This is a genomic window from Streptomyces krungchingensis, assembly GCF_054729265.1.
On the sequence record NZ_JBPUKY010000001.1, the window covers coordinates 9104665 to 9124157 of the forward strand.

A 19493-nucleotide genomic window follows, 5' to 3' on the forward strand; every position below is an offset into this window, starting at 1 on the left:
GTCAGGACATGACCGGAGACCGTATCTCACTGGCCGTACACGATCACGGGGGCGACGGGCCGCCCCTGCTCCTGCTGCACGGCGCGGGGCGCACCCTCGCGGACTGGGCGGCCGCCGCCCCGCTGCTCGCCCGTCACCACCGGGTGCTCGCCGTCGACCTCCGCGGCCACGGTCTCTCGCCCTCCGGACCCTGGAACTTCCCCGGGGTGCTCGCCGACATCCAGGCGGTGCTGGAGGAGCACGACATCCCGGACGCGCTGCCGGTCGGGCACTCCCTCGGCGGGATGGTCGCCGTCCTGCACGCGCTGGCCCACCCGGACGCCGTACCGGCCGCGGTCAACCTCGACGGCTACGCGTGGGGCCGCCCCGACCAGTACGTGGGCCTCGACCCGGCGTACGTCGAGGAGCGGCTCGCCCAGGTGCGTCAGATGGCGGAGGCCGCGTCGGCCCGCGGTCCGCTGCCGGCCGACGGACTCGCGCAGGAACTCGCCAGGCAGCGCACGATGTCCGGACAGCTCGGCATCCCCTACGACCTGCTGGAGGCCGGCGTCCGGCGTTCCGTCATCGAACGGCCGGACGGGCGACTGGAGTTGAGGCCGGTACGCGACCGCGCACTGGAGATGCTCGCCGCGATCGAGTCGCTCGACCTGTTCGCCCTGTTCCGGCGGGTCCCCGTACCGCTGCTGCTGGGGCGCGCCCTGCGACCCGTACCGCCGGTCCCCGGCGTGGACTGGTTCGACGAGCTGATGGCCGCGTACGGCCGGGGGCTCGCCAGGGATCTCGACCGCCTGGCCGCCGAGCGCCCCGGAGTGCGCGTGGCCGGCATCGACGGCACCCACGCGATGCTCCTCGAGAACCCCCGGGGGGTCGCCGACGCGGTCCTCCGCTTCACCTCCGAGACGTTCCCGGGGCGTGCCGCATGACGCCGGCCGGTGACGAATGGATCGTCGGGCGCGAGCCCGAACTCGGCCTGCTCACCCGCCTGGTGGAGGAGCTGGCGGCGGGCGGGACGGCCTCCGTGGCCCTCGCGGGCGCTCCGGGCGCGGGCAAGAGCGTCCTGCTGGACGCCGCCGCCCGGCTCGCCCGGCGGGCCGGCGTACGAGTGCTGCGCTGCCGCGGCAGCGAGAGCGAGTCGCAGCTCGCCTTCGCCGGACTGCACCAACTGCTGCGGCCCGTGCTCGACCTGGCCGACGGACTGCCTGTACGCCAACGGGCCGCACTGCTCGGCGTGTTCGGACTCGACGACGCCACCGGCCCGGCGTCCGATCCGATGCTGACCGCGCTCGGCGCCCTGACGCTGCTGTCCGACGCCGCCGAACGCGGTCCCCTGCTGCTCGTGGTCGACGACGCGCACTGGCTGGACGTGGGTACGCTCGACGTCCTCGCGTTCGTGGCCAGGCGGCTGGAAGGCGAACCGGTCGCCCTGCTCGTCGCCGCCCGCGACACCCTCGTCCCCGCGCAGTTCACCCGCGAGATACGCCGCGTCACGGTGGAACCGCTCGACCGCGCGGCGGCCGGACGGCTCCTCGACCGCCAGCCGCGTCCACCGTCCGGCCGGGCCCGCTCCCGCGTCCTGGAACAGGCGGCGGGCGTACCGCTGGCCCTCGTCGAACTCGCCCGGGCCGTCGGGCGCGACCCCGAGGCCGCCGAGGGCGGCGCGCTGCCCCTCACCGACCGGCTGGAAGCCATCTTCGCCGCCGACCTGCCCGGACTGCCCGACAGCACACGGCGGTTGCTGCTCCTCGCCGCCGCCGCGGAGAGCGCCGAACTCCCCGCCATCCACGCGGCCGCCGGGGAGTCCGCCACCCCGGACGACTGGCTCCCCGCCGAACGCGCCGGACTCGTCCGCATCGACGACGGCCGCATACGCTTCCGGCACCCGCTGATCCGCTCCGCCGTCTACCAGGCCGCCACCTACGCCGAACGCCACACCGCCCACCGCAGGCTCGCCGACGCGCTCGCGGGCGACCCGGACCGCCGCGCCTGGCACCACGCGGCCGCCGCGTCCGGAGTGGACGAGGACGCCGCCCGGGAACTGGAGGACAGCGCGGCGCGGGCGCAGCGCCGCGGCGGATACGCGGCCGCCGCCACGGCCCTGGAACGCGCGGCCAGGCTCAGCCCCGACCCCGCCGTCCGCGCCCGCCGCCTGGTACGGGCCGCCACCATGGCGATGTACGCCGGACATCCCCGCTGGGTGGGGGAGATCAGCGCCCGCGTCGCCACCCTCACCGACGACCCCGAGCTGCTCGCCGAGGCCTCCCTGCGCGCGGGCTGGGCGCTCGCCGTGACTACCCAGTTCGCGAGCGCGCTGGGCTTCCTGCTGCCGGTCGCCGAAGCGGCCGCCGACACGCATCCCGGCCTCGCCCTCGACGCCCTCGGCACCGCCACCACCCCCGCGTACAACTCGGGCGCTCCCGAACACCGTGAGCGGATCCTGCGCACCCTGGAGCGGGTGCCGGCCCAGCAGGACGAGACCGCCCGCCTCTGGGTCCTCGCTGGCTGCGACCCCGTACGCAACCGGCGGCGGGCGCTCGCGCTGCTCGCCGACGGCTGGAGCGAACCCCTGCCCGAACCCGAGGCGGGCGCCGAGGTCGACGTCCCGCTGACCCGCATGGTCGTCGCGGGCGGCGCAGCCTGGGTGCTCGACGAGACCGCCGAGGCGGTACGCCTGCTCGGCGGAGCCCTGGAACACCTGCGCCGGTCCCCGACCTCCGGGGCCAACGCGACCGTCGCCCAGGCGCTCGCGCTGGCCCTGCACGAGAGCGGGGCCTGGGCGGAGTGCCGCGCGGCGCTCGACGAGGGGTACCGCACGGCGGCGGAGGCCGGACTGGAGAACGTGGCCGTCGGAGCGCCGCTGCTGCGCGCCACGCTCCTCGCGCTGAGCGGCGACACCGAGGCCGCCCGCGCCACCGTGCAGCGCGCCGTGCACGGCATCGACCTGCCGCACTGCCGCAGCCTCCAGGTGCGCGCGCACTACGCGCTGGGCGCCGCCGCGCTCGCCGAGGGCGACCACGCTGCGGCCTACGACCGCTTCCGGGCCGTCTACACCCAGGACCCGCAGCCCGCTCCCCTGCACTTCCACGCCTCCGACTACTACCTCGGCGACCTCGCGGCCGCCGCCGTGCGCACGGGGCGCACCGAGGACGCGCGGCTGGTCCTCGACGCGACGCTGACGCGGCTCGCCGAGGGCGAGGTGTCCCCGCGGCTGGACGCGATCGTGCACCGGGCCCGCGCCCTGCTCGCCGAACCGGACGACGCCGAACGGCACTTCGTCGCGGCGCTGGCGGATCCGGCGGGCGACCGATGGCCCTTCGAACGGGCCCAGGTCCGTCTCGACTACGCGGAGTGGCTGCGCCGGCGGCGCCGCGCGTCGGCGGCACGTCCGCTGTACACGGCCGCCCTGGAGGTCTTCGAACGGCTCGGCACCCGCCCGTTGGCCGAGCGGGCCCGCGCGGAGCTGCGTGCCGCGGGCGTCACCCCCGGCACCCCGTCGGCCACGGCGCGCGACGCGCTCGCCGAACTGAGTTCGCAGCAGATCCAGATCGCCCGCCTCGCGGCCGCGGGCCTGACCAACCGCGAGATCGGAGAACGCATCTTCCTGTCGCCGCGCACGGTCGGCTTCCATCTCTACCGGATCTTCCCGAAGCTCGGCATCACCGCGCGGGCGCAGCTGCGGGACGTGCTGCCCGAGGAGCCGTCCTGACCCGTCAGTGCGGGCCCGGCGGCGCGAACTCGGTGCCGCAGGGCCCCGCGCCCTCGCTCTCCGGCAGGGCGACGGGGGACCCGCTCATCGTCAGCGTCCGGTAGAAGCGGCCGATGCGGTGCGCGGAGCGGCCCGCGTAGTGGGCGATGAAGGAGCGGCGGAAGCGGTCGGTGCTGCGGTTGGGTCCGGAACCGTGCACGAGGCTGCCGTTGAAGAACAGCACGTCGCCGGGGGCCATGTCGACGGGTACGGGGGCGAGGCCGGGCGGCGGCGCGACGTACTCGCGCGCGAAGGACACCTCGGGGTCCGCCTCCTCGGGACAGAACAGGTCCATGCGGTGGGTGCCCGGCACGACCTCCAGACCGCCGTTCTCGCGGTCGATCGCGTCACAGGCGATCCAGGCCGCCACACAGGTGCCCGGCTCGACCCGCAGATAGAAGTTGTCCTGATGAAGCGCCTGGCCGCGGGCGCCGGGCGGCTTGAAGTAGAACATGCTCTGCGCGGCAAGGACCTCCTCGCCGAGCAGGGACTCCAGCACCTCGCGCAGCCGGGGGTCGAGCAGGAGGCGCAGCGCCAGGGCGCTGATGCGGTGCGGGTGCATGACGCGGGGATGGGTGTGCAGCGGGTCGGCCGGGCCGTCGCTCTCGGCGGCGCGGGGTTCGAAATGCCCCGGGACTGGTCCCGCGGCGTGCAGCGCGGTGAACTCGGCGCACAGTTCGTCGATCTCGGTGGTGCCGAACAGACCGCGCTCCACCACGAAACCCCGCTCCGCGAACTCGGCCCCCCACCGCCGCGGCCCGGAAGCCTTCGCGGAACGCCGAACCCCGCTGTTGTCCCCGACTGCCATGCGACCGCCCCTTCCGCCCGGTGTGCCAGGTGCCCCACGCTAGGCCGGTGCGCTCCACCGGAGGATGCCTGTGCGTGCTGACGAGTTGTCCGGGGCTGCCGCCCCGTCGCCGCCGCCCGGCCTGGTGACGATCGGCCGCTTCGACCAGCGCCCCGGCTACCGCGTCGACCGCCCGCGCGGTTCGGACAGCTGGCTGTTCACCTGGACCACCGGCGGACACGGGCTGCTCGAACAGGGCGCGGCCCGGACCGTGGCCGGTGCGGGGCACCTGGTGGTTCTCGGGCCCGGCACCGCGCACCGTTACGCCCTTGAACCGGGCGCCGGGCACTGGGCGTTCTGGTGGGCGCACTGCCAGGCCCGCCCCGCCTGGGTGGCCCGACTGCGGCCGTACGCGCTCACCGACGGGCTGTACGCGGTCGGACCGGAGACGGACGACACGGGACTCGGCGGGCGTGGGTCGGTCGCCGGAGGCACGAGCCCCGGCGGGCCGGACACCGGTGGGCAGGTCGCGGGCGGTACGGATACCGGTGGGCCGGACGCGGGCGGCGCGCAAGGCGGTGGCCCGGGACCCGGCGGCCCGGACATGCGTGGGCCGGTCGTCGGCGGTACGGAATCCGGCGGGTCGGAGGCGGGCGGTACGGGACCCGGTGGGCAGGACGCGGGCGGCGCGCAAAGCGGTGGGCCGGTCGCCGGCGGCGCGGGACCCGGTGGGCCGGACGCGACGGGCGCCGGTCCGCGTCGGAGCCGTATCGAGGCTGCTTTCCGGCGGATGTTCTCCGACGCCCGCTGGACGGGGGCCGGACCGCCACCTGGCCCGGTGCGTCCGGCCGCCGGCGCGGTCGCGGTGGCGCACGGCACCGCCGCACGGGAGCTGACGCTCTGTTCGCTGGAGGAGATCGTGCTGCTCGTCACGGCGCGGGCCGAGCACCGCGGCCCCGGCGTCGACGCGCGGATCCGGCACGCCGAGTCCCTGATCGCCGCCGACCCGAGCGTGCCGCACACCGTACGGTCGCTGGCCGCGGCGGTCTCCCTCTCACCGTCCCGCTTCGCGCACCTGTTCACGGAGCAGCTCGGCCGGTCCCCGATGCGGGCGCTGCGCGACGCGCGGCTGCTGCACGCGGCCCGGCTCCTCGAAGTCACCGGACTGCCCGTGGGACGCGTGGCCGCGGCCTCCGGCTTCACCAGCGCCTACCACTTCAACCGTGTCTTCCGGCAGCGCTACGGCATGCCGCCGGGCGCCTACCGGAACGCGGCGGTCACGGGTGCGGGGGAGGCGGCGGCAACGTAGCGACGTCCGGCGGCGATTCGGGCCACACCAGCAGCACCGGGCAGGGCGCGTGGTCGACGACAAATCGTCCGGCCGGTCCCAGACTGCGCGGACCGAGGTGCGCCCGGTCGCCGTCGCGGGCCAGCACCAGGAGGTCGGCGCCCTCGGCGGCGGCCACGACCTCCCGTTCGGCGCGCCCGGCGCGTTCCAGCCTCGTGGCCGGGCGGTCCAGCCGCTGCGCCGCCGCGTCGAGCAGCCGCGCGGCCGAGGTGGAGCCGAGCGTCTCCATCCGGTCGCCCGGGTCGGGCTCGGAGCGCGCGCGGCCGAGCAGTCCGGCGAACGCGCCGTGCGCCAGACCGGGCACGTCGGGTTCCGAGACGTGCAGCAGGACCACCTCGGCGGTGCCGGGCACGTGCCCGCGCACGGCGTCCACGCACGCCGGCCACGTCCCCTCGACCAGCCAGACGACCACCCGCATGCTCATCAGCCTCCGATGACCTGGAGAGACAACCACAGTGCCAGTACGGCGGGCACCAGCGCCGCGGGCACGGCGATCAGTCCCAGCCGCGTGAACTCCTTGAGATCGACGCCGTGTTCGTGCTGGTGCACGATACGCCGCCACAACAGCGTCGCGAGGGAACCCGCGTAGGTCAGGTTCGGCCCGATGTTGACGCCGAGGAGGACGGCCAGCACGGCGCCGGGGCCGGACGCCGCGGTCAGCGGCAGCAGGACGAGGACCGCGGGCAGATTGTTGATCAGGTTGGCCAGTACGGCGGCGAGCGCGGCGATGCCGAGCAGGGCGGGCAGGTCGCTGCCGTCCGGCAGGAGCCCGCCCAGCGCGTCGGCCAACCCGTTGTCGACGACCGCCCGGACGACGACGCCCAGGGCGAGGACGAAGGCGAGGAACGACGGCGCCGCGGCCTTCACGACGGAAAGCGGGGTGGCCCGGCGCCGCGCGAGCGCGCGCCCGGCCAGCACCAGCGCGCCCCCCGCCGCGGACCACGCCGGGTCGATGCCGAGCGCGGAGGCGGCGACGAAGCCCGCCAGGGTGCAGCCCACGGTGACCAGGGCGAACAGCGGGACCTCCGGCGGCTCCTCGGCACGCGGCTCGGGTGCCGCCGCGCCCAGGTCGTGGGCGAAGAAGCGCCGGAAGACCACGTATTCGGCGCCGATCGCGACCAGCCAGGGAAGGGCCATCAGCGCGGCGAACCGGGTGAAGCTGAGGCCGCTGGTGGTGAACGCGAGCAGATTGGTGAGGTTGGAGACCGGCAGGAGCAGCGAGGCCGTGTTCGACAGATGGGTGCAGGCGTACACGTGCGGCTTGGGGCGGGCTCCCATCCGGGCCGCCGTCGCGAATACGACCGGGGTGAGCAGCACGATGGTCGCGTCGAGACTGAGCACGGCCGTGATGGCGGAGGCGAGCGCGAAGACGGCGGTCAGCAGCCGCCCCGGACGGGCCTTCGCCCAGCGCGCCGTCCAGGCGCCGCAGGCCCGGAAGAGCCCCTCGTCGTCGCAGAACCGGGCCAGCACGAGCACCGCCGCCAGGAAGCCGATCACCGGCCCGAGATGGGCGGCCTCGGCGCAGACGTGGTCCAGGGGGATCGCGCCCGTGACGACCACCAGCGCCGCGGCCGGCACGGCCACCACGGCCTCGGGCCAGCCGAAGGGCCGGACCACCGCGCAGACGAGGACGACGACGAGCAGGGCGACGGAGAGGGCCTCGGCGAACGGGCTGCCGAGGGGGGCGGAGAGGGCCTGGGCGAGCGGGGTGCCGAGAGGGGCGGAGAGGGCCTGGGCGAGCGGGGTGCCGACGGCGGCGGGGCCGCCCGGGCCGAGCGGGCTGTTCAGAGTTCGGTCCTCCGAGGATGGTCGTGACGCCCCACCATCACATCAAACGCCCGGTGACCTGCCCCGCTGCGGCCGTCACTCCTCGCCGAGCAGTGTCAGCTCCGCCCAGATGGTCTTGCCCTCCGGCGTGTGCCGACTGCCCCAGCGCTGCGTGAGCTGGGCGACGAGCAGCAGCCCGCGACCCCCTTCGTCGAAGATCTTCGCCCGGCGCAGGTGCGGCGCGGTGTGGCTGCTGTCGGAGACCTCGCAGATGAGCGTGTCGGGGTCGTGGATGAGGCGCAGCCTGATGGGCGGTTCCCCGTACCGGATGGCGTTGGTGACGAGTTCGCTGACCACCAGCTCCGCGGTGAACGTCACTTCGCTCAGCCCCCAGTGGTCCAGCTGCTCGACGACCTGCTTGCGGATCGGGGCGACGAGGGCGGGGTCCGCCGGGATGTCCCAGGTGGCCACCTGGGACGCGGCCAGGCCGCGCGTGCGTGCGAGCAGCAGGGCCACGTCGTCCGTGGCGCCGCCGACGGGCAGCAGGGACTGGAGGATCGCGTGGCACGCCTCGTCCAAGGACTGCGACGGCTGCTCCAGGGCCCGGAACAGCAGCCGTCGTCCGGCGTCGTGGTCCCGGTCGCGGCCCTCGATCAGCCCGTCGGTGTAGAGGGCGAGCACCGTGCCCTCCGGCAGGTCGAGTTCCACCGCCTCGAAGGGCAGTCCGCCCAGCCCGAGCGGCGGCCCGGCGGGGAGGTCGACGAGGTGCGGCGGGCCGCCGGGGCGGAGGATGACGGGCGGCGGATGTCCGGCACGCGCGAGCGTGCACCGCCGGGACACCGGGTCGTACACGGCGTACAGACAGGTGGCGCCCATCTCGCCGGTGACACCCTCGGCCCCGGCCTCCACGGACAGCCGGACGACCAGGTCGTCCAGATGCGTGAGCAGTTCGTCGGGGGCCAGGTCGATGTCGGCGAGCGTGCGGACGGCGGTGCGCAGCCGCCCCATGGTCGCCGAGGCCTGGATGCCGTTGCCGACGATGTCGCCGACGACCATGGCGACCCGCATCCCGGACAGCGGGATCACGTCGAACCAGTCGCCGCCGACACCGGCGCGCGCCGCGGGAAGGTAGCGCGAGGCCGCGTCGACGGCCGCGGTACGGGGCAACGACTGCGGCAGCAGGCTGCGTTGCAGGGCGAGGGCGGTCTCGCGCTCGCGGGAGAACCGGCGTGCGTTGTCGATGCAGACGGCGGCCCTGGCGGTCACCTCCTCGGCGAGCAGGGCGTCGTCCGGGGTGAAGGGGTCGGGCCGCCGGTAGCGGGTCAGGACGGCCACGCCGAGCGTCTGGCCGCGGGCCTGGATGGGCACCGCCATCGTGGCGTGGATGCCGTACTCGGCGACGCGTCGCCCGCGCCGTTCGTCCTCGGACAGCCAGGTCCGCAACGCCGTCGCGACGTCCGCGGTGACGACCGTCCGGCCGGTGACCACGGCGTCCGCCTGGGGCGAGGACGCGGGGTAGACGTCGAGGTCACCGGGCTTGACGAGCGCCTCGGGGGAGCCGGGGAGCACCGACTGGTGGGCGGCCCGGCGCAGGGTGACCGGAGCGGTCGGCCGGCCGGCCGGCGGCTCGGTGCCCGGTTCCGGGGGGTCGAGCAGGTCGACGCGGACGAAGTCGGCGAGCACGGGCACACAGACATCGGCGAGCTCCTGGGCCGTCCGGGTGACGTCGAGGGTGGTGCCGATGCGCACGCTCGCCTCGTTGACCAGTTGCAGACGCTCGCGGGCCTTGTACTGCTCGGTGAAGTCGTGCGCGGCCACACAGACGCCGCGCACCTGTCCGTCGGCGTCGGTGAGCGGGGCCATCCGGGCCAGCCAGGCGTGCGGGCGGCCCTCGCCGCCCGTCCGCATGATGGTCTCCACATCACGGCCCCGTCCGGAGACGAGGACGTCGTACATGTCCTCCTCCAGCCGCTCGCCGGCCCGTTTGCCGCCGATCTCGGAGATCCGCAGACCCCGGATGCGGTCCTCCACGAGGCCGAGCACGCCGGCCATCGCGTCGTTGATCCCGAGCAGCCGCAGTCGTGTGTCGTAGACGGCCGTGGCGCACGGCGACTGGGAGAGGACCGCCCGGAGCAGCGGGTCGTCCCGGGGCGGCGGTTGCGCGTCCGTGAGGGGCGTGACGACGAACCAGCCGTCGCCCTCGTCGCGGCGGTGCGCCAGCAGCCAGACCGGCAGGACGCGTCCGTCCCGGTGGCGCAGCGGGAGGGTGCCGCTCCAGCGGTCGCCTGCGGGCACTGACGGTGCGGTGGCGACGGCGTGGTCCAGCAGGGCCGTCGCGGCTCGGCCCTCGACCTCCTCGGGCGCGTACCCCAGCAGTCGGCGGGCCCCCTCGCTCCAGTGGATCAGGGTTCCGTGCTCGTCGATGACCGCCCGTGCCGTGGCTGCCTCGTCGAGGTGGTGGACCGGGCTCATCGTCGCCACTCCATTGCGCACACTCACAGTGAACAAGCGCGTCACTCGGGTTCCAGCCTAGTGCGTGGGCGCCCTGCGCACCCCTGAACACGGGCCGACGGGACGACATCCGGAGGGCGTATTTCCGGCGGATGTGTTCGGTGGGTCGGAAGTGAGTTCCGCACCCTTGACGGCCGCGTGTGTCGCCTCGTCAGAATCTGTTTGTTCACGATCAGTTGTGATGACTTCTGGGTCCTGATGAGGGAGAGCCGCCGTGACGGTCACACGAAGAGCGGTATTGATCGCGGGCACGGCCGTGCCCGCGGCCGGCGCACTCGCGGGCGCCGCCGACGCCCGCGCCGCGGCCGGGCACACTCCGGGGCGGCACACCGTCGAACTGCGCGACGGCTGGCGTTTCGCGCTGGTCGACCCGGGCGGCGTCACCGACCCCACCGGCGCCTACGCGGACGCCGCGCGGCCGGGCTACGACGACTCGGCGTGGCGCGAGGTGGCCGTACCGCACGACTGGAGCATCGAGCAGACGCCCACCACCGAGCACGGCACCACCAGCGGGACGGGATTCTTCCCCGGCGGGCTCGGCTGGTACCGCACCTCGTTCACCCTGCCGCCCGGGTACGCCGGCAAGCGGGTGTCCGTGGAGTTCGACGGCGTGTACATGGACTCCTACGTGTACTGCAACGGCACCGAGGTCGGCCGTCACCCCTACGGCTACACGGGCTTCGCCCTCGACCTCACCGGACTGCTGCACACGGACGGCAGGACCGAGAACGTCATCGCCGTGAAGGTGCAGAACCAACTCCCCAGCAGCCGCTGGTACTCGGGCAGCGGCATCTACCGCGACGCACGCCTGGTCGTCACCGAACCGGTGCACGTCCAGCGGTGGGGCACCTACGTCACCACGCCGGAGATCACGAAGGAGCGGGCGCTCGTACGGGTGCGGACGACCGTCGTCAACGCGTCGGGCGCCCCGGCCGAGGTCCAGGTGATCTCCCGGATCCTCGACCCCGACGGCCGGACGGCCGCCCGGACGACCACCACGGCGACCGTCACCGAGCAGGCCGACGAGACCCACGAACTCTCCGTGCCCGCCCCCAGGTTGTGGGACTTCGCGACGCCGCAGCACCGCTACACCCTGGAGACCGAACTGCGCACCGGCGGCACGACCGTCGACACCTGCCGCACCCCCTTCGGCATCCGGTCCTTCCGCTTCGACCCGGACGAGGGCTTCCACCTCAACGGCACCCACGCCAAGATCAAGGGCGTCGACCTCCACCACGACCAGGGCGCTCTCGGCGCGGCCGTGAGCCTCGACGCGGTGCGCCGCCAGATGACCGTCATGAAGTCGATGGGCGTCAACGCCTTCCGGACCTCGCACAATCCGCCCTCCCCGCAGATGATCCAGGTCTGCGAGGAACTGGGGATCGTGATGATGGTGGAGGCCTTCGACTGCTGGCGCACCGGGAAGACGAAGTACGACTACGGGCGGTTCTTCGACGAGTGGTGCGAGAAGGACGCCACCGAGATGGTCCTCGCCGCCCGCAACTCACCCGCGGTGGTTCTGTGGTCCATCGGAAACGAGATCCCCGACTCGACCTCGACGGCCGGACTCGCCATGGCCGACCGGATCATCGCCTCCGTCAGGGCCGCCGACGACACCCGGCCGCTGGTGATCGGCTCGGACAAGTACCGGCGCCTGCCGGCGAAGGGCTCGGCGGCCGACCTCATGCTCGCCAAACTGGACGGGCTCGGCCTCAACTACAACACCGCCAAGTCGGTCGACGACCTGCACGCCGCCTACCCGCACCTGTTCCTCTTCGAGTCCGAGTCGTCCTCCGAGACCTCGACCCGGGGCGAGTACCAGGAACCCGAGCACCTCAACACCGGGGAGAACCACACCCCCGGCCGGCGGGCCACCTCCTCCTACGACAACAACCTCGCCTCCTGGACGATGAGCGGCGAGTACGGCCACAAGAAGGACCGGGACCGCAAATGGTTCGCGGGCGAGTTCCTGTGGTCGGGCATCGACTACATCGGCGAGCCCACCCCGTACGACGTCTTCCCGGTGAAGGCCTCCTTCTTCGGCGCCGTCGACACGGCGGGCTTCCCCAAGGACATGTACCACCTGTTCAGGAGCCAGTGGACGACCGAGCCCATGGTCCATCTGGTGCCCATGACGTGGAACCACGAGCCGGGCGACACGGTCGAGGTCTGGGCCTACGCGAACGTCGACACCGTCGAACTCCTCCTCAACGGCAGGTCCCTCGGCACACGCCGGTTCGACACCAAGAAGACCACCGACGGCCGCACGTACCTGGAGACCACCGAGGCGACCGGCGACGACAAGACCTTCACCGACGGCCCCTACCCCGGCAGCTACACCAGCCCCAACGGCAGCGCGGGCAAGCTCCACCTCACCTGGAAGGTCGCCTACGAGCCGGGCGAGTTGAAGGCGGTCGCCCGCCGCGCGGGCAAGGTGGTCGCGACGGACGTCCTGCGTACCGCGGGAGCCCCGCACGCGATACGCCTCACCCCGGACCGCACGTCGCTGCCCGCCGACGGGCGCTCCCTCGTGTTCGTGACCGCGGAGGTCGTCGACGCCCATGGCGTTGTCGTGCCGGACGCGGAGCACCGGATCGCCTTCGACGTCGACGGCGGCTCGGTCGCCGGACTCGACAACGGCCGGCAGGAGAGCGCCGAGCGCTACCAGGCCGCGACGCGCACCGCCTTCCACGGCAAGGCGCTCGCCATCCTCCGGTCCGGGACGAAGACGGGCACCCTGAAGGTGACGGCCCGGGCGGAGGGCCTGCGCAGGGCGACCACGAGTGTGCGCACCACCCGGGCCGGGTCGCGAGCGACCACTCCGGCGCCGGTGTTCGGGCCCGACCATCCGGCGGCCCCGAACTATCCGTACGCGGACGCCAGTTATTCGGGCCGCCCCGACACCCTGCCCGCCGCCATGCTCGACGGCGACGCCACCACCGGGTGGTCCAACGCCTTCCACAAGTCGGCGACGGCCCTGCTGCCCGCCTTCGACGGCCCCCGTGCCGAGGACTGGGTCTCGGTCACCTGGGCGCGCCCGCGCACCGTCGACCGCGTCGAAGTGTCCTTCACCGTCGACGCGGCCCACACCCAGCCCGCCTCCGTCGAGGTCTCCGTGTGGGACGGCGAACGGTACGTGCCCGTGAAGGGGGCGGTCCTCGACCGCGCCACCACGTCCGACGCCCCGACCGTGATCACCTTCGACGCGGTGCGCGGCTCACGGCTGCGTCTCGTCATGACCGGCGCCCACCCGGGAGCGGCCGACGGCGCGATCAGGATCAGCCGCCTGGAGGTCCCCGCCGCCTGACGGGCCGGCCGGGTGAGCGGGCGGCAGCCCGCGGCGCTCGTGCTCGGTCAGCGTGTGGAGCTCGGCACGGTCGAGGGGCCGGTGGACCTCGACGTACTCGCCGTGCGGCAGGCGTCTGACGACCCCTGTCGCACGGCCGTGCGCGACCAGTTCACGGTCCCCCAGCTGCAGGCCCAGACAGATGCGCCGGGTCACGACGAAGACGACGGCCGGCACCACCAGCAGGGCGATCCGCACCGTCCACGTCACGGTGTTGATCGACAGGTGGAAGCGCGTCGCCACGATGTCGTTGCCGCCGCCCGCGAGCAGGACCAGATAGAGGCTGATCCACGCTGCCCCCAGCGCGGTGCGCACCGGACGGTTGCGCGGCCGGTCCAGCAGATGGTGCTCGCGCCGGTCCCCGGTGACCCGGGCCTCGACGAACGGGTAGACGCCGATGAGGACCAGCAGCAGCGGGAAGACGACGATCGGTATGAGCACGCCGAGGACGAGGGTGTGGCCCCACAGCGTGATCTCCCAGCCCGGCATGACCCGCACCAGGCCCTCGGCGAAGCCCAGGTACCAGTCGGGCTGGGCGCCCGTCGACACCTGGTCGGCGCGGTAGGGGCCGTACGCCCAGACCGGGTTGATACTGGCGACCGCCGCGATCAGCGCGATGACACCGGACACCAGGAACAGGAAGCCGCCCGCCTTCGCCATGTACACCGGCATGAACGGCGTTCCCACGACGTTGCGTTCGGTCTTCCCCGGCCCGCCGAACTGGGTGTGCTTGTGGTAGACGACCAGGATCAGGTGCGCGACCACGAGCGCGGCCATGATGCCGGGGATCACCAGCACGTGGAGCGAGTAGAAGCGCGGCACGATGTCATGGCCCGGGAACTCCCCGCCGAAGAGGAACATCGACAGATACGTGCCGACGACGGGCACCGACAGGAGCGCCCCGTCCACGAACCGCATGCCGGTGCCCGACAGCAGGTCGTCCGGCAGCGAATAGCCGAACAGCCCCTCGAACATGCCGAGGAGCAGAAGCGTCCAGCCGAACAGCCAGTTGACCTCGCGGGGCCTGCGGAACGACCCCGTGAAGAAGTGCCGCATCATGTGCGTCAGCATCGCCGCCAGGAAGATCAGCGCCGCCCAGTGGTGGATCTGCCGGATCAGCAGTCCGCCGCGCACGTCGAAGCTGATGTCGAGGGTCGACGCGTACGCCTCCGACATGCGGATGCCGTTCAGCGGCACGTAACTGCCGTGGTAGACCACCTCGTTCATCGACGGGTGGAAGAACAGCGTCAGGTACACCCCTGTCAGGACGAGCACGACGAAGCTGTAGAGGCAGATCTCGCCGAGCAGGAAGGACCAGTGGTCCGGGAAGACCTTGCGCAGGTACTTGGCGCCGAAGGCGTGGATGCCGAGCCGGCCGTCGAACCAGTCCGCCACGCGCTCGCCGGACGACGCCGGGCCCGCGGGGCGTGCCGCGGGCCCGGCGTCGGGGTCCGCGGCTGTTCCGTGTCCACGGGTGACCGTCCCGTGCCGTTCGCCGGTCGTCATGACTGCCTGCCTTCCTGCGTGATCGTCTCCTCCTCGCGGCGCACGTGCGCGAGCTTCTCGGGGTTGGTGACGATGTAGACGTCGCAGACGTGCTCGCCGTCGGGCGCGAGGTTCATGACCATCACGGCGTACGGGGAATCGCCCTCGAAGATCACGGCGGAGTCGTCGCCGTTGACCCGCCGGTAGCGGATGTCGAGACCGGTCGCGCGGCGGGTCGCGTAACCGGCGAACAGACGCGCCACCTTGTCCCGCCCGTGCACCGGCCGCAGCCCGGCCCGCGGGGTCTTGCCACCGCCGTCCGTCCACACCGTGACGTCCGGCGCCAGGATCTCCATCAGCGCGGTGATGTCACCGCCCAGCGCGGCCTCCACGAAGCGTTCGGTCGCCTGCCTGCGCACCCGGGGGTGGGCGCGGTACAGCGGCCGGCGCGCGTGCACGTGCTGCCGGGCCCGGTGGGCGAGCTGGCGTACCGCGGCGGGGCTGCGGTCGAGGACTCCGGCGATCTCGGTGTGCGCGTAGCCGAACACCTCGTTGAGCACGAAGACCGCGCGCTCCAGCGGGGTCAGCGACTCCAGCACCACGAGCATCGCCAGGGACACGGACTCGGAGCGCAGGGTCCGGTCGTCGGCGGCGCCGGCGGGGGCCGGCTCGTCGAGCAGCGGCTCCGGCAGCCAGGGGCCCACATAGGTCTCCCGGCGGCGGGTGATGGCGGCGCGCCGGGCCAGCGCCTGGTTCACGGCGATCCGGACCAGGTAGGCGCGCGGGTTGGCGATCCCGTCCAGCGGGGAGCGGCCGGCGCGGCCCTGCCAGGACAGCCAGGTCTCCTGGAGCACGTCCTCGGTGTCGGCGACGCTGCCGAGCATGTTGTAGACGATCGCGAACAGCAGCTCGCGGTGGTCCACGAAGACCCGCGTCGCGCCGTCCGCGTCGCTCGGCCCGCCGTTTGCGGCGTCCGGCCCGCCCTTCGTGCCGCCCGCCCCGTCCTGCGTGCCGCCCGCCCCGCCGTTCGTGCCGCTCACCCAGCCGTTCGTGTCGCGCGGCCCGTCCTCCGGGAGCGTCCCCGAACGGCGGCCCGGGGACGCCCGGTCGGGCGTGCCGGACCTTTCGGCGCCGTCGGGTGACGCGCCACGCGGACGCGACCCTTCTTCGACGGCGCCGGCCGGCGCGCGACCCGCGACCGGCCCCACGCCGCCGGTCCCCGCTCGGTGGCTCTCGGACATGCCTCGCCTCCCTTGGTGTGCTCACTACTGCGAGGGGAGAAGGGGGTCCGAATGTGACACCCGACGGGCCGAACGTGACGTATGTCTCAGGACGCCTCTCCGGCGTCACACGCGTCGGCGACAGCGCCCTCTTGAACGCGAGTTCGCTGCTCCGGCACAAGGAGACACACATCGTGTTCAAGAAATGGCACGGCAACCCATGGGCGATCCTCGTCACGCTCTCCCTGGGGTTCTTCATGACCCTCCTCGACCTCACGATCGTGAACATCGCGATCCCCGACATGGGCCAGGACCTGGACGCCTCCCTCGACGAGATCCTGTGGGTCGTCAACGCCTACACCCTCGCGCTGGCCGTCCTGCTGATCACCGCGGGCCGGCTCGGCGATCTGCGCGGCAAGCGGAATCTGTTCATGACGGGCGTCGCCGTGTTCACGCTCGCCAGCCTGGCCTGCGCCCTCGCGCGGGACCCCGCCCAACTGATCGCGTTCCGCGCGGTCCAGGGGCTGGGCGCGGCGCTGCTCATGCCGCAGGGCCCGGCCCTCCTGGTCTCCGCCGGAGTCCTGCTGACGGGTGCGCTCTCCTGCCTGGCGGTACGCCGTCATCGCGGGCCGTCCGCCGACCCGCACGCCCTTCCCGTGTACGCACCCGAACCGGAGGAAGCCACCTCATGAGCATCGACCTCACCGTGATGTACGCCGCGCACGACGCCTTCCGGCGCGACCTGGAGCGGCTCGGCAAGGCGGCCGCGGACGGCACCGCCTTCTCGCCGCCGGTCCGGGCCGGCTGGGAGAACTTCAGGAAGCAGCTGCACATCCACCACACGGCCGAGGACAGCGACCTGTGGCCGCGCGTGCAGCGCAAGGTCGAGGGGCGCCCCGAGGACCTCGCGCTCCTCGCCGAGATGGAGGCGGAGCACGGCCGGCTGGACCCGCAGCTCGCCGCCGTGGACGCCGCCCTCATGGACCGGCTGGACGAACTCCCTGAACTCGTACGGGCGTTGACCATCACCCTCGACGATCACCTGGCCCACGAGGAGAGGAGCGCTCTGCCCCTCGTCCAGGAGGTGCTGACCCCCGCCGACTGGAGCGCCTTCACCGGGCGCATCCGCCAGACGCAGGGCCTGCGCGGGGCTGCCCTCTTCGTGCCCTGGATCGTCGACGGCGCCCAGCCCGCCGACCGCGCCGCCTTCTTCGGCACCATGCCGCCACCGGTGCGTGTTCTCAACCGCCTGTTCTGGGAGGCCGGTTACCGCCGGCGCGGGCTGTGGCAGACCTGACCGGACCGTGTGCCGACCGAGGCCCACGGGGGCGGACGGGCCCCGGCTCCCGAGCTGCCGGGCCCGGTCGGACGCCCGCTCCCTCCGACCGCCAACAGCGGGGCCGCCACCGGGCACGCTCCGCACGCCGAGCGTCTGCCGCGACCGCCGCAGCGGGCCGGGTGGCCGTGTGCGCCGGCGGCGCCCTGTGACGGGGGGCGGGTGGCCGACAGGGTCCGTGCCCGGCGGCGACCTGTGCTTGGCAGGCACCCCCGCCCGGGGCGGCCCCCGGTGGCCCCGTTCGCGCGGGTCCGATTCCATTTGTGGTCGAGCCCGGTCCGTCTGCGCAGGACCGTCCGGATTCCCGGCGGTCCGGCCGTCGGCCCCGGGTCCGTCATGCGGACGGAGCCGAGCCCGCCGGCGGCCGACCCTTCGAACAGGAGCAACCCCATGAACGCGAACCCCGCCGTACTCGGCGACCAGCTCGCCCGCGCGGCCCGCGCACTGCTGGCCCACGCCGGGCGGCCCGCACTGGACGGCAAGCGCGAACTGCCCACGCCCTGCGCCGACTTCGACGTCCACCGGCTCGGCGAACACCTCCTCGGCGCGCTCGTCATGGGCGAGCACGCCGCGGCGAAGGAGCCGCTGCCCGCCGACGCGCCGACGACGCTGAACCAGCCGCCCTGGGTGGTGTTCCCGCCGCTCGTCGACCGGCTCGTCGCCGCCTGGAGCGAGCCGGACGCCTGGCAGGGCGAGACGCCCTTCGGCCCGGACAGCTGCCCCGCCCCGTTCGCCGGGATGATCACCATCATGGAGCTGACGGTGCACGGCTGGGACCTGGCGACCGCCACCGGTCAGCCCTTCGCCGCGGACGACGACGTGGTCGCCACCGCGACGGCCGTCGCCACGCGGATCGCCGACGGTGCCCGCGCCGGCGGGGCCTTCGGCCCCGAGGTCGAGGCCGCCCCCGACGCGACGCCACTGGAGCGGCTGCTCGCCCTCACCGGGCGGAAAGCCGCCTGAGGGGCCCGGCGCCCGTCCCGACGACCTCACGGGCGGGCGCCCGACGGCGCCGGGACCGTCGGCCGCCCGCCGCTTCGACGCCGTGGACGAGGCACGCGAGCACGGCCCGCGCCCCGCCGTTCCGGTGGCCTGCGGGTACCGCTGCCCATAGCCGCTGACCAGGGGATATTTACGAGTAAGTACCCGAGCGGTACCGTGATGGCATGCCAGCTCTCAACGTGGAGTTCAGCGACCGCGAGCTAGAGGACCTGCGGCAGATCGCCAAGGAACGCGGTACGTCGATGAAGGCCCTCGTCCGGGAGGCCGCCGCGGCCGACATCGTGCGGTACCGGGCGCTCCAGGAGGGCGCGGAGGTGTTCCGCCGCTTCTTCGCCGCGCACGCGGACGAGTTCGCCGCGGCCTTCCCCGAGGACGAGCCGCCCGCCGGACGTGAGGGACGGGTCGCCTGACCGATGGCCCCCGTCATCCACATCGACGTGCCCTGGCTGCTCCAGCGTCACGAAGAGGTACTGCCCGACCAGCCCACGGTCAACGACTTCTCCGCGCTCGTCGCCGCCGTCGCCCGGCACCGCGTGGACCCGCCCCGCCTCGGCGTCGACTCCGACCCGGCCTGGCGGGCCGCGGCGCTGCTGCACACCCTGGCGCTGCTCAAGCCGCTGCCGGCCGCCAACGCCCGCTTCGCCTGCTCGGCGGCGGTGGCGTACATGTTCGTCAGCGGCGTCGGCATCGACCCGCCCTACGGCGCACTCGTCGATCTCACCCGCGACCTCATCTCCGGCAAGGCCGACGTCTACGGCGCGGCCGACCGCCTCCGCTCCTGGCAGATCTGAGACTCCGGTGCCCGAGGGGGCCGCGAGGCCGGTGCCGCCGCCCGGTCCGGGCCCCGCCCTCGGGGCCGCCGACCGAGGGCGGGAGGATCGGGGCCGGCGGCCGGTTTCGCGCGGGAGAGCCGCCGTCCTGCGCGGGGCCTCCGAGAAGGGCCGATTCC

The 19493-nt window shown here is 73.7% G+C and carries 15 protein-coding genes; 9 read left to right on the forward strand and 6 right to left on the reverse strand.

Annotated elements, in window-relative coordinates:
• Positions 1 to 8 precede the first annotated feature (8 nt).
• The gene (locus ACSYGO_RS39510) at positions 9 to 923 is read left to right on the forward strand and encodes an alpha/beta fold hydrolase (RefSeq protein ID WP_426676626.1); all 915 of its coding nucleotides are present in this window, start codon (positions 9 to 11) and stop codon (positions 921 to 923) included.
• Positions 920 to 3703, forward strand: coding sequence for a helix-turn-helix transcriptional regulator (locus ACSYGO_RS39515; RefSeq protein ID WP_460389553.1), 2784 nt, complete (start codon positions 920 to 922; stop codon positions 3701 to 3703). Before ACSYGO_RS39510 ends, ACSYGO_RS39515 begins: the two co-directional genes overlap by 4 nt.
• Positions 3704 to 3707: 4 nt before the next feature.
• Here the strand turns inward: ACSYGO_RS39515 and ACSYGO_RS39520 are convergent, their stop codons facing one another.
• The gene (locus ACSYGO_RS39520) at positions 3708 to 4550 is read right to left on the reverse strand and encodes a phytanoyl-CoA dioxygenase family protein (RefSeq protein WP_435223902.1); all 843 of its coding nucleotides are present in this window, start codon (positions 4548 to 4550) and stop codon (positions 3708 to 3710) included.
• A 64-nt stretch (positions 4551 to 4614) separates the two neighbouring features.
• Between ACSYGO_RS39520 and ACSYGO_RS39525 the strand changes: the two genes are divergently transcribed.
• A complete protein-coding gene (locus ACSYGO_RS39525) occupies positions 4615 to 5838 on the forward strand; it encodes an AraC family transcriptional regulator (protein ID WP_460389554.1) in 1224 nt (407 codons plus the stop codon).
• On the opposite strand, the gene ACSYGO_RS39530 is transcribed toward ACSYGO_RS39525, so the two are convergent.
• From ACSYGO_RS39530 to ACSYGO_RS39540, 3 genes are all read right to left on the reverse strand, one after another.
• The gene (locus tag ACSYGO_RS39530) at positions 5807 to 6295 is read right to left on the reverse strand and encodes a universal stress protein (protein ID WP_426676914.1); all 489 of its coding nucleotides are present in this window, start codon (positions 6293 to 6295) and stop codon (positions 5807 to 5809) included. The genes ACSYGO_RS39525 and ACSYGO_RS39530 overlap by 32 nt on opposite strands.
• 5 nt (positions 6296 to 6300) lie before the next feature.
• Positions 6301 to 7521, reverse strand: coding sequence for an SLC13 family permease (locus ACSYGO_RS39535; protein WP_460389816.1), 1221 nt, complete (start codon positions 7519 to 7521; stop codon positions 6301 to 6303).
• Positions 7522 to 7740: 219 nt separating this feature from the next.
• Positions 7741 to 10116, reverse strand: a complete 2376-nt coding sequence (locus ACSYGO_RS39540; RefSeq protein ID WP_460389555.1) for a SpoIIE family protein phosphatase — start codon at positions 10114 to 10116, stop codon at positions 7741 to 7743.
• Positions 10117 to 10369: 253 nt separating this feature from the next.
• Between ACSYGO_RS39540 and ACSYGO_RS39545 the strand changes: the two genes are divergently transcribed.
• Positions 10370 to 13462 (forward strand): glycoside hydrolase family 2 TIM barrel-domain containing protein, encoded by a 3093-nt coding sequence (locus ACSYGO_RS39545; protein ID WP_460389556.1) that lies wholly within the window; start codon positions 10370 to 10372, stop codon positions 13460 to 13462.
• On the opposite strand, the gene qcrB is transcribed toward ACSYGO_RS39545, so the two are convergent.
• The gene (gene qcrB, locus ACSYGO_RS39550; protein WP_426676620.1) at positions 13373 to 15007 is read right to left on the reverse strand and encodes a cytochrome bc1 complex cytochrome b subunit; all 1635 of its coding nucleotides are present in this window, start codon (positions 15005 to 15007) and stop codon (positions 13373 to 13375) included. The genes ACSYGO_RS39545 and qcrB overlap by 90 nt on opposite strands.
• Positions 15004 to 16026, reverse strand: a complete 1023-nt coding sequence (sigJ, locus tag ACSYGO_RS39555; RefSeq protein WP_460389817.1) for an RNA polymerase sigma factor SigJ — start codon at positions 16024 to 16026, stop codon at positions 15004 to 15006. Before sigJ ends, qcrB begins: the two co-directional genes overlap by 4 nt.
• A gap of 374 nt (positions 16027 to 16400) precedes the next feature.
• Between sigJ and ACSYGO_RS39560 the strand changes: the two genes are divergently transcribed.
• From ACSYGO_RS39560 to ACSYGO_RS39580, 5 genes are all read left to right on the forward strand, one after another.
• Positions 16401 to 16898, forward strand: a complete 498-nt coding sequence (locus ACSYGO_RS39560; protein WP_460389557.1) for an MFS transporter — start codon at positions 16401 to 16403, stop codon at positions 16896 to 16898.
• A complete protein-coding gene (locus ACSYGO_RS39565; RefSeq protein WP_432175900.1) occupies positions 16895 to 17503 on the forward strand; it encodes a hemerythrin domain-containing protein in 609 nt (202 codons plus the stop codon). The genes ACSYGO_RS39560 and ACSYGO_RS39565 overlap by 4 nt, the downstream gene beginning before the upstream one ends.
• A 429-nt stretch (positions 17504 to 17932) precedes the next feature.
• Positions 17933 to 18505, forward strand: coding sequence for a TIGR03086 family metal-binding protein (locus tag ACSYGO_RS39570; protein ID WP_426676617.1), 573 nt, complete (start codon positions 17933 to 17935; stop codon positions 18503 to 18505).
• 203 nt (positions 18506 to 18708) lie between these two features.
• Positions 18709 to 18954, forward strand: coding sequence for a hypothetical protein (locus tag ACSYGO_RS39575; RefSeq protein WP_426676616.1), 246 nt, complete (start codon positions 18709 to 18711; stop codon positions 18952 to 18954).
• Between the two features lie 3 nt (positions 18955 to 18957).
• Positions 18958 to 19335, forward strand: a complete 378-nt coding sequence (locus ACSYGO_RS39580; RefSeq protein ID WP_345652473.1) for a toxin Doc — start codon at positions 18958 to 18960, stop codon at positions 19333 to 19335.
• Positions 19336 to 19493: the final 158 nt, after the last annotated feature.

Bases quoted from the DNA above. Each gene is read 5' to 3' on its own strand.
- ACSYGO_RS39510 (WP_426676626.1), top strand. From the start codon at position 9: ATGACCGGAGACCGTATCTCACTGGCCGTACACGATCACGGGGGCGAC.
- ACSYGO_RS39515 (WP_460389553.1), top strand. From the start codon at position 920: ATGACGCCGGCCGGTGACGAATGGATCGTCGGGCGCGAGCCCGAACTC.
- ACSYGO_RS39520 (WP_435223902.1), bottom strand. From the start codon at position 4,550: ATGGCAGTCGGGGACAACAGCGGGGTTCGGCGTTCCGCGAAGGCTTCC.
- ACSYGO_RS39525 (WP_460389554.1), top strand. From the start codon at position 4,615: ATGCCTGTGCGTGCTGACGAGTTGTCCGGGGCTGCCGCCCCGTCGCCG.
- ACSYGO_RS39530 (WP_426676914.1), bottom strand. From the start codon at position 6,295: ATGCGGGTGGTCGTCTGGCTGGTCGAGGGGACGTGGCCGGCGTGCGTG.
- ACSYGO_RS39540 (WP_460389555.1), bottom strand. From the start codon at position 10,116: ATGAGCCCGGTCCACCACCTCGACGAGGCAGCCACGGCACGGGCGGTC.
- qcrB (WP_426676620.1), bottom strand. From the start codon at position 15,007: ATGACGACCGGCGAACGGCACGGGACGGTCACCCGTGGACACGGAACA.
- ACSYGO_RS39565 (WP_432175900.1), top strand. From the start codon at position 16,895: ATGAGCATCGACCTCACCGTGATGTACGCCGCGCACGACGCCTTCCGG.
- ACSYGO_RS39570 (WP_426676617.1), top strand. From the start codon at position 17,933: ATGAACGCGAACCCCGCCGTACTCGGCGACCAGCTCGCCCGCGCGGCC.
- ACSYGO_RS39575 (WP_426676616.1), top strand. From the start codon at position 18,709: ATGCCAGCTCTCAACGTGGAGTTCAGCGACCGCGAGCTAGAGGACCTG.
- ACSYGO_RS39580 (WP_345652473.1), top strand. From the start codon at position 18,958: ATGGCCCCCGTCATCCACATCGACGTGCCCTGGCTGCTCCAGCGTCAC.